At 73.2% G+C, this 11,890-nt stretch carries 10 protein-coding genes; all 10 read left to right on the top strand.

Going from position 1 to position 11,890, the window contains the following annotated elements:
- Nucleotides 1–62: 62 nt before the first annotated feature.
- The 10 genes from ABZ564_RS06820 (at nucleotide 63) to ABZ564_RS06775 (ending at nucleotide 11,695) form a co-directional block, all read left to right on the top strand.
- Nucleotides 63–1,181, top strand: a complete 1,119-nt coding sequence (locus tag ABZ564_RS06820; protein WP_360850606.1) for an inositol-3-phosphate synthase — start codon at nucleotides 63–65, stop codon at nucleotides 1,179–1,181.
- Nucleotides 1,178–2,149 (top strand): SCO3242 family prenyltransferase, encoded by a 972-nt coding sequence (locus ABZ564_RS06815; RefSeq protein ID WP_360850602.1) that lies wholly within the window; start codon nucleotides 1,178–1,180, stop codon nucleotides 2,147–2,149. The genes ABZ564_RS06820 and ABZ564_RS06815 overlap by 4 nt, the downstream gene beginning before the upstream one ends.
- The gene (locus ABZ564_RS06810; protein WP_360850599.1) at nucleotides 2,146–3,021 is read left to right on the top strand and encodes a sugar phosphate isomerase/epimerase family protein; all 876 of its coding nucleotides are present in this window, start codon (nucleotides 2,146–2,148) and stop codon (nucleotides 3,019–3,021) included. Before ABZ564_RS06815 ends, ABZ564_RS06810 begins: the two co-directional genes overlap by 4 nt.
- Nucleotides 3,018–3,641: an EboA domain-containing protein gene (locus ABZ564_RS06805; protein ID WP_360850596.1), complete on the top strand. Its 624-nt coding sequence runs from the start codon at nucleotides 3,018–3,020 to the stop codon at nucleotides 3,639–3,641. Before ABZ564_RS06810 ends, ABZ564_RS06805 begins: the two co-directional genes overlap by 4 nt.
- A gap of 81 nt (nucleotides 3,642–3,722) precedes the next feature.
- Nucleotides 3,723–4,571 (top strand): TatD family hydrolase, encoded by an 849-nt coding sequence (locus tag ABZ564_RS06800; RefSeq protein ID WP_360850593.1) that lies wholly within the window; start codon nucleotides 3,723–3,725, stop codon nucleotides 4,569–4,571.
- Between the two features lie 4 nt (nucleotides 4,572–4,575).
- Nucleotides 4,576–5,751, top strand: a complete 1,176-nt coding sequence (gene eboE / locus ABZ564_RS06795) for a metabolite traffic protein EboE (RefSeq protein WP_360850590.1) — start codon at nucleotides 4,576–4,578, stop codon at nucleotides 5,749–5,751.
- Entirely contained in the window at nucleotides 5,748–7,145 is a 1,398-nt protein-coding gene (locus ABZ564_RS06790; RefSeq protein ID WP_360850587.1) for a nucleotide pyrophosphatase/phosphodiesterase family protein, read from the top strand. Before eboE ends, ABZ564_RS06790 begins: the two co-directional genes overlap by 4 nt.
- Before the next feature lie 47 nt (nucleotides 7,146–7,192).
- A complete protein-coding gene (locus tag ABZ564_RS06785) occupies nucleotides 7,193–8,341 on the top strand; it encodes a sugar phosphate isomerase/epimerase family protein (RefSeq protein ID WP_360850584.1) in 1,149 nt (382 codons plus the stop codon).
- Nucleotides 8,342–8,534: 193 nt separating this feature from the next.
- A complete protein-coding gene (locus ABZ564_RS06780) occupies nucleotides 8,535–9,509 on the top strand; it encodes an arabinan endo-1,5-alpha-L-arabinosidase (RefSeq protein WP_360850581.1) in 975 nt (324 codons plus the stop codon).
- 92 nt (nucleotides 9,510–9,601) lie between these two features.
- Nucleotides 9,602–11,695 (top strand): pectinesterase family protein, encoded by a 2,094-nt coding sequence (locus ABZ564_RS06775; protein ID WP_360850578.1) that lies wholly within the window; start codon nucleotides 9,602–9,604, stop codon nucleotides 11,693–11,695.
- The last annotated feature ends 195 nt before the right edge of the window (nucleotides 11,696–11,890 follow it).

Genomic DNA, 11,890 nt, shown 5'->3' with positions numbered 1-11,890 from the left:
CCCCCTCCTGTACAGCGCCACTTGCTCTGCCCAGCCGGCACCACCAGTCAGGGAGGCAGCCCGTGTCAGCACACGCCGTTCGTACCGGAGTCTGGTTCATCGGAGCACGCGGCTCCGTCGCCACCACCGCCACCGCGGGATGCGCGGCGCTCGCGGCGGGTCTCCACCCGGCGGCGGGCATGGTCACCGAGACCGCCCCGTTCGCCGGCATCGGTCTGCCACCCGTGTCCTCCCTCGTCTTCGGCGGGCACGACACCCTGGACTGCCCGCTCCCCAAACGCGCCGAGGCGCTCGCCGCCGGGGGAGTGCTGCCGCACGGCCTCCCCTCCGCAGTCCGCTCCGAACTCTCCGCCGCCGACGCGGAGATACGCACCGGCGGACCCCTGCCGGGCGACACCCGCACCGACGAGGAACTCATCGCGGCGTTCGCCGCCGACCTCACCGACTTCACCCGCCGGAGCGGCCTGGCCCGCACCGTCGTCATCAACGTCGCCTCCACCGAACCCGCGCCCGCCGCGGACGCCGACCGGCTCCCCGCCAGTTCCCTCTACGCCGCCGCCGCGCTCCGGGCCGGCTGTCCGTACGTCAACTTCACCCCCTCGACCGGGCTGCGCGCCCCCGCCCTTCGGGACGCCGTCGCGGCCTGCGGCCTCCCGCACGCCGGCCGCGACGGCAAGACCGGCCAGACCCTGCTGCGCTCGGTCCTCGCCCCGATGTTCGTCCAGCGTGCCCTGCCCGTCCGGGCCTGGTCCGGCACCAATCTGCTGGGCGGTGGCGACGGCGCCTCCCTCGCCGACCCGGCCGCCGCCGCGGCCAAGAACGCCGGCAAGGAACGGGTGCTCGCCGACACCCTCGGCACCGCCCCCGAGGGCGAGGTCCACATCGACGACGTACCGGCGCTCGGTGACTGGAAGACCGCCTGGGACCACATCGCGTTCGACGGGTTCCTCGGCGCCCGCATGGTGCTCCAGACGACCTGGCAGGGCTGCGACTCCGCGCTCGCCGCGCCCCTGGTGCTCGACCTGGCGCGGCTGCTGGCCCGCGCCCACGAAGCGGGCCTGACGGGCCCCAGGCCCGAGCTCGGTTTCTACTTCAAGGACCCGGACGGCGGACCCGCCGCCCTGTCCGAGCAGTATCTGGCCCTGCTCGCCTTCGCGGAGCGGCTGCGGGGCGCCGAATGACGGCACGCGCCTGGGCGGAACTGCTCAGGGTCTCCGCCCTGTTCACCGTGCCGGGCGACGCCCTGGCCGGCGCCGCCGCCGTGGGCCGGCGCCCCGGCCGCTCCACCGCCCTGGCCATGGGAGCGTCACTCTGCCTGTACGAGGCGGGCATGGCGCTCAACGACTGGGCCGACCGGGACGAGGACGCCGTCGACCGCCCGCAGCGGCCGATCCCCTCGGGCCGGATCACGCCCCGGGCCGCGCTCACCGCGGCCGGCGCACTGACCGCGGCCGGCCTCGGACTCGCCGCCCGCGCCGGCCGCCCCGCCCTGGCCGTGGCCACCGGCCTCGCGGCCACCGTCTGGGCCTACGACCTCCGGCTCAAGCACACCGCGGCCGGCCCGGCCGCCATGGCGGCGGCCCGCGGCCTGGACCTGCTCCTGGGCGCCACGGCCACGGCGACGGGCGGGACGACGGCCCCGGCGCCGGGACCACCCGCCCCGCACGCGAGCGGCGCGACGGCGACCGCGACGGGGCGGCCCGCCCCGCACGCGGGCGGCGCTCTCGCCGGCGCGGCTCTCCTCACCGCGCACACCTACGCCGTCACCGCCGTCTCCCGCCACGAGACCCGGGGCGGATCCACCGCGGCACCCCTCACCGCCCTCGCCTCCGTCCTCGCCCTCGGCGGCGCCATGGCGGCCGAGCGGCGGACCTCCCGCGACGGCGCGCCGGCCGCGCGGGCTCCCGGCAGGCTCCTGCGCACCGCACTGGCCGGCGCCTACCTCCGTACCGCCGCCCGCCCCCTCGCGCACGCCGCCCTCAATCCTTCGCCGCCGCTCACCCAGCGGGCGGTCGGCGGCGGCATCCGAGCGATGATCCCGCTCCAGGCCGCCCTCGCCGCACGCGCCGGAGCCACCGGCACGGGCCTGGCCGTCATGGGCCTCGTCCCGCTCGCCCGCGCCCTCTCCCGGAAGGTGAGCCCCACATGACACTCCGCCTCGGCTACGGCACCAACGGGCTCACCGACCTGCGCCTCGACGACGCCCTCGCCCTCCTCGCCGACCTCGGCTACGACGGCGTCGGCCTCACCCTCGACCACATGCACCTCGACCCCATGGCCCCGGACCTCGCCGCCCGCACCCGCCGGGTCGCCGCCCGGCTCCGGGAACTCGGCCTCACCGTCACCGTGGAGACCGGGGCCCGCTACGTCCTGGACCCGCGCCGCAAACACGGCCCCTCCCTCCTCGACCCGGACCCCGACGCGCGCGCCGCCCGCACCGGGCTGCTCCTGCGGGCCGTGGACATCGCCGCCGAGCTCGGCGCCCACGCCGTGCACTGCTTCAGCGGGATCCGGCCCGCCGACACGGACCCCGGCACCGCCTGGCAGCGGCTGACCGGCGCCCTCGCCCCGGTCATCGACGCCGCGGAACGCGCCGGAGTGCCCCTCGCCGTCGAACCGGAGCCCGGCCACCTCCTCGCGAACCTCGCCGACTTCCACCACCTGCGCGTCCTGTGCGGCGACCCCGCACCGCTCGGCCTCACCCTCGACATCGGCCACTGCCAGTGCCTGGAGACCGCGTCGCCCGCCGACTGCGTACGCGAGGCCGCGCCCTGGCTGCGCCACGTCCAGATCGAGGACATGCGCCGCGGCCTCCACGAGCACCTGCCCTTCGGCGACGGCGAGATCGACTTCCCGCCCGTGCTCGCCGCACTCGACGACAGCGGGTACGCCGGGCTCACCGTCGTCGAGCTGCCCCGCCACTCCCACGCCGGGCCCGAACTCGCCCGCACCTCCTTCGACTTCCTGGACAAGCACCGTCCGCCGCGCGAGGGCGAGAGCGCCGAAGGGAGCACGTCATGACCCGGACCCCCCTCCTGACCCGCAAGGAACTCGACGCCCTGCTCGGCGGCGTCGCGCGCGCCTGGCTCGACGAAGCGCTCGCCGAGGCCGCCCACGCCGGCACCCACCCGGACACCGCGCCCTTCGACGGATACGCCGTGCCGCCGTGGGAACTGCGGTACGCCGCCGCGGGCCGGCACTGCGGACTCGAACACGGCGACTCCGTACGCGCCCTGCTGCTCGTCGAGGCACGCGCCCAGCTGCCCACCCTCACCCGCCTCTACGACCAGGGCACCGCCGCCGAACGGCGCGCCGTCCTGCGCACCCTGCCCGCCCTGGACCTCGGCGCCACCGCGCTGCCCCTCGTCGAGGACGCGCTGCGCACCAACGACACCACGCTGGTCGCCGCCGCCGTCGGACCGTACGCCGCCGCGCACCTCGGCCCGCACGCCTGGCGCCACGCCGTGCTGAAGTGCCTGTTCACCGGGGTCCCCGTCGCCGCGGTCGACGGACTGGCGCGGCGCGCGCGGGGAGACGCGGAGCTCGCCCGGATGCTCGGCGACTACGCGGCCGAACGCACCGCCGCCGGCCGCACCGTCCCCGCCGACCTGCACCACGCCCTGGAGGCCACCCGGCCCTGATCCACCGGGCAGCCCCTCACCCCCACGGCCCCCTCGGCCCCACGCCCCCACGGCCCCCACGGTCTCGACGGAGGAGTCCTGATGCGCATCTTCGACCCGCACATCCACATGACCTCCCGCACCACCGACGACTATCAGGCGATGTACGACGCGGGAGTGCGCGCCCTCGTCGAACCCTCCTTCTGGCTCGGCCAGCCCCGCACCTCGCCCGCCAGCTTCCTCGACTACTTCGACGCCCTGCTCGGCTGGGAGCCCTTCCGCGCCGCCCAGTACGGCATCGCCCACCACTGCACCCTCGCCCTCAACCCCAAGGAGGCGAACGACCCGCGGTGCACGCCCGTACTCGACGCCCTGCCCCGCTACCTGGTGAAGGACTCCGTCGTCGCCGTCGGGGAGATCGGCTACGACTCGATGACCCCGGCCGAGGACACCGCCCTCGCCGCCCAGCTGCAGCTCGCCGCCGACCACGGGCTGCCCGCCCTCGTCCACACCCCGCACCGGGACAAGCTCGCCGGACTGCACCGCACCATCGACGTCGTCCGCGAATCGCACCTCGCCCCGGAACGGGTCCTGCTCGACCACCTCAACGAGACGACCGTCAAGGACGCTCTCGACAGCGGCTGCTGGGCCGGGTTCTCCATCTACCCCGACACCAAGATGGACGAGGACCGGATGGTCGCCGTCCTCCGGCTGTACGGCACCGAGCGGATTCTCGTCAACTCGGCCGCCGACTGGGGAAGAAGCGATCCGCTGAAGACCCGCAAGGTCGCCGACGCGATGCTCGCGGCGGGCTTCACCGAGGACGACGTCGACCTCGTCCTGTGGCGCAACCCGGTCGCCTTCTACGGCCAGAGCGGCCGCCTCCACCTCGACGCCCCCGAACCGGAGAACCTCCACGAGGGCAACTCCATCCTGCGCGGCGGGGAGTGAGGCGATGCGCTTCCGGCACCCGGACGGCACCGTCGTCCACCTCGCGTACTGCACCAACGTCCACCCCGCCGAAACCCTCGAAGGGGTCCGCGCCCAGCTGCGGGACCACTGCGAACCCGTACGCAAGAGGCTCGGCCGCGACCGCCTCGGCATCGGCCTCTGGCTCGCCAGGGACGCCGCCCGCACCCTGACCGACGAACCCGCGCAACTGCGCGCCCTGCGCACCGAACTCGACGGCCGGGGCCTCGAAGTCGTCACCCTCAACGGCTTCCCGTACGAGGGGTTCGGCGCCGAGGAGGTCAAGTACCGGGTGTACAAGCCCGACTGGACCGACCCCGAACGCCTCGCCCACACCACCGACCTGGCCCGGCTCCTCGCCGCCCTGCTGCCCGACGACGTCACCGAAGGCACCATCTCCACCCTGCCGCTCGCCTGGCGCACCCCGTACACCGGCGACCCCGAGGCCGCCCGCACCGCGCACGCCGCCCTCACCACCCTCGGTGAACGCCTCGACGTCCTCGCCGAACTCACCGGCAAATCCATCCGGATCGGCCTCGAACCCGAACCCGGCTGCACCGTCGAGACGACCGCCGACGCCATCGCCCCCCTCACCGCCGTCGGCCACCCGCGCATCGGCGTCTGCGTCGACACCTGCCACCTCGCCACGTCCTTCGAGGACCCGGCCACCGCACTCGACACCCTCGACACGGCCGGCGTCCCCGTCGTCAAGGCACAGCTGTCCGCCGCCCTGCACGCCGAGCACCCGCACCTCCCGGAAGTGCGCGCCGCGCTCGCCGCCTTCGCCGAGCCCCGCTTCCTGCACCAGACCCGCACCCCCACCACCGCGGGCCTGCGCGGCACCGACGATCTCGACGAGGCCGTCACCGGCGACGCCCTGCCCGACGGTTCCCCCTGGCGCTCCCACTTCCACGTCCCCCTGCACGCGCCGCCCGCCCCGCCGCTCACCTCCACCCTGTCCGTGCTCCGCGCCGCCCTGTCGCGACTGGCCGGCGGGGCCCGGCCGCGCACCCGGCACCTGGAGGTCGAGACGTACACCTGGCAGGCGCTCCCGGCCGAGCTGCGCCCCCGCACGCGCGTCCAGCTCGCCGACGGCATCGCCGCCGAACTCACCCTCGCCCGCGACCTGCTGGCCGACCTCGGCCTCAAGGAGCTGCCATGACCACCGCAGGGAAGGCCGGCACGCCCACCCCGCTCCTCGTCCTCGACGTCGTGGGTCTCACCCCGCGGCTCCTGGCCCACATGCCCCGCCTCAAGGCCCTCGGCCAGTCCGGCACCCACGCCCCGCTCGGCACCGTGCTGCCCGCCGTGACCTGCGCCGCCCAGTCCACCTTCCTCACCGGCACCCTGCCCGCCGAGCACGGCATCGTCGCCAACGGCTGGTACTTCCGCGAGCTCGGCGACGTCCTGCTCTGGCGCCAGCACAACGGACTCGTCGCGGGCGACAAGCTCTGGGACGCGGCCCGCCGCAGCCACCCCGGCTACACCGTCGCCAACATCTGCTGGTGGTACGCCATGGGCGCCGACACCGACATCACCGTCACCCCGCGCCCCGTCTACTACGCCGACGGCCGCAAGGAACCCGACTGCTACACCCGGCCGCCCGCCCTCCACGACGAACTCACCGGGAAACTCGGCACGTTCCCCCTCTTCCACTTCTGGGGCCCCGGCGCCGACCTCGTCTCCTCGCAGTGGATCATCGACGCGACCCGGCACATCCTCGACACCCGCCACCCCGACCTGGCCCTGTGCTACCTCCCGCACCTCGACTACGACCTCCAGCGCTACGGCCCCGACGACCCGCGCGCCTTCGCCGCCGCGGCCGAACTCGACCGCGCCGTCGCCCCCCTCCTGGACGACGCCCGCCGCGAGGGACGCACCGTCGTCGCCCTGTCCGAGTACGGCATCACCCGCGTCGACCGGCCCGTCGACATCAACCGGGCGCTGCGCCGGGCCGGACTCCTGGAGGTCCACACCCAGGACGGCATGGAGTACCTGGACCCGATGGCCTCCCGGGCCTTCGCCGTCGCCGACCACCAGCTCGCCCACGTCTACGTGCGCCGCCCCGAGGACCTGGAGGCGGCCCGCGAGGCGCTGGCGGACCTCCCCGGCATCGGGCAGCTCCTCGACGACGAGGGGAAGAAGGCCCACGGTCTGGACCACCCCCGCTCCGGCGAACTGGTCGCCGTCGCCGAACCGGACGCCTGGTTCACGTACTACTACTGGCTCGACGACGCCCGCGCGCCCGACTTCGCGCAGCTCGTCGAGATCCACCGCAAACCCGGCTACGACCCCGTCGAGCTCTTCATGGATCCGCAGGATCCGTACGTCCGGGTGCGGGCGGCGACCGCCGTCGCCCGCAAGAAGCTCGGCATGCGGTACCGCATGGCGGTCGTACCGCTCGACCCGTCACCCATCCGCGGCAGCCACGGCCGCCTTCCCACGAGCGACGAAGAAGGGCCGCTCATCCTCTGCTCCACCCCCCACGCGTTCACCGGCCCCGTCCGGGCCACCGAAGTGAAGTCCCTGCTCCTCACGCTCGCCGGCCTCGCGTGACCGGCCCGCGCAGCGTGTTCCGCACGTCTTCGACAAGGAGAGACACCGTGACCGCGTTCAACGAATCCGGATCGCACGACGCCCTGCGCCGCAGCCTCGGCGTCAGCCGCCGCAGCTTCCTCAGCACCTGCACGGCCGTGGCGGCGGGAGCCGTCGCCGCACCCGTCTTCGGGGCCTCGCCGGCCCTCGCCCAGCCCGCGCCCGACCGCGGCGCCGGCAGAGGCCTGTCCCTCGTCCCGGCGGACAAGCGGGGCATCATCCTGTACACCGTGCGCGACGCCACGGGCCGGGACCCGCTCAGCACCTCCCTGCCCTCCGGCTTCCGGGAGGTCTTCGGCGAGCTGGCCCGCTACGGCTACAAGCAGGTGGAGTTCGCCGGGTACGGCCAGCACGCCAACGCGCCCGGCGGCGGCAACCTGCAAACGGCCGAGGGCGCGAAGCTGCTGCGCTCCTGGCTCGACGAGTACGGGCTGCGGGCCCAGGGCAACCACGGCTTCATCCCCGGATCCTGGCCGCTGACCACCAGCGACCTGGACGAGTTCAAGCGCCACCTGGAGATGGCGAACATCCTCGGCATGGACCACATGGGCACCGGTGGCGACCCCACCGGCAGCGCCTACGCAGCCGACTGGGACGTCGCCGCCGAGAAGTGGAACGCACTGGGGCAGATCGCCCGCGCCGCGGGCATCAAGCTGTACACCCACAACCACGACGCGGCCTACGGCTTCCTGCTGGACGGCGGCCCGCTGGACGCCCAGGGCCGCCCGACCCGCAGCTCCGGCATCCGCAAGCTGGAGTACTTCCTCCAGCGCACCGACCCGAAGGCGGTGTGGCTGGAGATGGACATCTACTGGGCGCACGTCGCCCAGTACAAGTTCCACACCTACACCGCGCACGACGGGTCCACCCAGGAGGACATCTTCGACCCGGCGGCCCTCGTCCGCTCCCACAGCAAGCGCTACCCGCTGTTCCACGCCAAGGACGGCGTCGTCAACACGGCAAACGGACAGGGCTACGACATGGTCCCGTTCGGGACCGGGGTCATCGACTACCGGACCTTCTTCCGCCGCGTCGGCGCGAAGAACTACCACAACCCGATGATCGAGCAGGACAACGCCCCGAGCTCGTCCGTCCCCGGCCAGTCCCTGGCCCACGCGAAGATCGGCTACGACAACCTGGCGGCGCTGCGCAAGTAGCACCACGCCCCACCCGACGGGCCTCCCCGCACACCGTGGGGAGGCCCGTCGCGTGGGGGCCGTTCCCGCGTCGCCCGTGAGGCCCGCCCGGGCAGGGGGCGCGGAGGGAAACGGCACCGGGCGGCAACCTTTTGCCGGGTGACGGCGACTGTGTGCACGAGTCCACGTCCCGAACCGAACGCAGGTGCCCCCCATGAAACGCATCACCCGCCGAAGGGCTCTCGCCGTCCTGCCCGCCGCACTCCTCCTGGCCCTCGTGCCGGGCAGCGCGTCCGCCTACCCCAACCCCGGCAGGGTCACCGGGGACGTCGTCGTCCACGACCCCTCGATGGTCCGCACGTCCTCGGGGCAGTACCTCCTCTACTCCACCGGCGACAACCTCCAGCTGCGCACCTCCACCGACCGCACCGCCTTCGGCCGCGCGGGATCGGCTTTCGCCACCCCGCCGGCCTGGTGGAAGAACTACTCCCCGGCCTCCGACCCGTGGGCCCCCGACATCTCGTACCACGGCGGCAAGTACCTGATGTACTACGCGGTCTCGTCCTTCGGCTCGAACACCTCGGCCATCGGACTGGCCGGCTCCACCACAGGACAACCGGGCAGCTGGAGCGACTACGGCATCGTGTACACCTCCGGCCCGTCGAGCGACTACAACGCCATCGACCCCAACCTCTTCGTGGACGACGACGGCCGGTGGTGGCTGTCGTTCGGCTCCTGGTGGACCGGCATCAAGATGATCCGGCTCGACCCGTCCACCGGGAAGCAGTACGCCGGTGACACCGCGCGCCGCTCACTGGCATCCCGCCCCACCGGGACCAAGGCCGTGGAGGCGCCGACCGTGGTCGAGCGCAACGGGTACTACTACCTGTTCGCCTCCTACGACACGTGCTGCGCGGGCACGAGTTCCACGTACAAGGTCAAGGTCGGACGCGCCAGGAGCGTCACGGGGCCGTACTACGACCGCAACGGCGTGAGCATGCTCAGCAACGGCGGGACGCCGGTGCTGGAGTCGCACGGGCGGTACATCGGGCCCGGTGGCCAGTCGGTGCTCCCCGACGTCGACGGGGACCTGCTCGTCTACCACTACTACGACGGCCAGGACAACGGGACGCCCAAGCTCGGCGTCAACCTCCTGGACTGGAGCAGCGGCTGGCCCGTGGCCCGCTGACCCGGCGTCCGCCGGGGCCCGGCAACCTCGCGGCCCCCGGCGGCAACCACTACCCGCAGACTCACCACCTCCCCGACGCGAAGGTTCAGCTCATGACAGCGCATCACCGAACGGCACAGCACACCTCCCGCACACCGGCAGGCGGCGGTCACCGCAGGCGCCGCCCGCGAATGGTCCTGGCGGCAGCGGTCGCCACCGCCCTCGCGGCCACGGTCGCCGTCACCGCCGTGAACGGACTCTCCCCGGCGGCGGACGCGGCCGAAGCAGCCGCCGTCTCCCCGGTCCGGGCCGACGAGGCGGCCGACGGCTTCGCCTCGGTCGACGCCCTGGGGCAGAACGGCACGTACGGCGGGCGCGGCGGCGAGACCGTCACCGTGCGCACGCTCGCCGACCTGGAGAAGTACGCGACGGCGACGCAGCCCTACGTCATCGTCGTCGCGGCGGCCATCACCATGGACCCCAAGGGCCGGGAGATCAAGGTCGCTTCCCACAAGACGATCATCGGCTCCGGCACCTCGGGGCACATCGTCGGCGGGGGTTTCTTCCTCGGGCAGGGGGTGCACAACGTCATCATCCGCAACCTGACGATCCGGGACTCCTACGCCGGGACCTGGAACGACAAGGACCACGACTGGGACGCCATCCAGATGGACGGCGCCCACCACGTGTGGATCGACCACAACGACCTGCGGAACATGGCCGACGGGCTGATCGACAGCCGCAAGGACACCACCTACCTCACGGTCTCCTGGAACCGGCTCCAGCACGACAACAAGGCGTTCGGCATCGGCTGGACCGAGAACACCACCGCCGACATCACGATCCACCACAACTGGTTCCACGAGACCGAACAGCGCAACCCCTCGACCGACAACGTGGCCCACGCCCACCTGTACAACAACTACCTCCAGGACGACCCGGGCACCGCCATCACCTCCAGTTACGGCAACTACGCCCGCGGCCACACGAACATGGTCCTGGAGAACAGCTACTTCGACGGTCTGAACAATCCCGTCACCCGGGACAGCACCGCCACCCTCGTCCAGCGCGGCAGCGTCTTCAGCGGCACGAGCGGACGCAACGAGAGCGGCGGCGGCGCGTCCTTCGACCCGCGCAGCTTCTACCCCTACACGCTCGACGCCGCCAAGGACGTCCCCGCGCTGGTGAAGGCGGGCGCGGGGCCGCGCGCCGCCATGGGAACCACGGCCCCCGCCGCGGCCGCGGCCGTGAAGACGCTCACCGTCGCCAAGGACGGCAGCGGTCAGTACGGCAGCGTGCAGGCCGCCGTGAACGCGGTGCCCGCGGGAAACACGGCCCGGACCGTCATCGCCATCGCGCCCGGCACGTACCGCGAGACGGTGAAGATCCCCTCGACCAAGCAGAACGTCACCCTCCAGGGCACCGGACCCAGCCGCAAGAGCACCGTCATCGTGTACGACAACGCCTCCGGTACCCGCAAGCCCGACGGGTCGGGGACGTACGGCACGGGCGGCAGCGCGACCGTCGCGGCCGAGGCGGACGGCTTCCAGGCCCGCAACCTCACCATCGCCAACGACTTCGACGAGGCCGCCCACCAGGACATGAACGGCCAGCAGGCGGTGGCGCTGCGGACCGCGGCCGACAAGGTGTTCCTCGACTCGATCATCACCGAGGGCGACCAGGACACCCTGCTGCTCGACACCGCCGCCAAGGACAGGCTCGGCCGCGTCTACATGAAGAACTCCTACGTCGTCGGCAACGTCGACTTCATCTTCGGCCGGGCGAGCGCGGTCATCGACGCCTCGGTCATCACGCTGAAGAAGCGGTGGGACGGCAGTTCCGCCGGATACGTCACCGCCCCGAGCACGCCCGCCGGCCGCAAGGGCTTCCTCATCAACAACTCCACGGTCAACGGCGACGTCTCCGCCGGCACCTTCTACCTCGGTCGCCCCTGGCACGCCGGCGGCGACGCCACGCTCGACCCGATGACCACCGTCCGCGACAGCACCCTGAGCGCCGCGATCCGGCCGGCGCCGTGGACCGACATGAGCGGCTTCTCCTGGAAGGACGACCGCTTCGCGGAGTACCGCAACGACGGCCCTGGGGCCGGTGCGGCGAGCGGCGACCGGCCGCAGCTCGGCGACAGCGCGGCGGCCGGGCAGGAGGTCGCCGACTGGCTCGCGGGCTGGACGCCGACGGCCGACTGAGCCGGGCGGTCCGCGCTCCCGGTGATGTCCCGGGCGGCGGGCGGGCATATCGTGGCGGCAGCCGTCCGGCTGCCGCCACGAGCGGTTCTGGACGAGCTCTCGCCGGGACATTGAGTCGAAGCGCTTCGACAGTAGTCTGGACATGCTGTGCGGGACAGGTCTAGTCTCGGATTATCTGCATGTCGCAGGCGGAGA

It is taken from the genome of Streptomyces sp. NPDC019224 (assembly GCF_040632605.1).
GTDB lineage: Bacteria > Actinomycetota > Actinomycetes > Streptomycetales > Streptomycetaceae > Streptomyces.
This window is presented reverse-complemented; position numbering and strand designations above follow the sequence as displayed.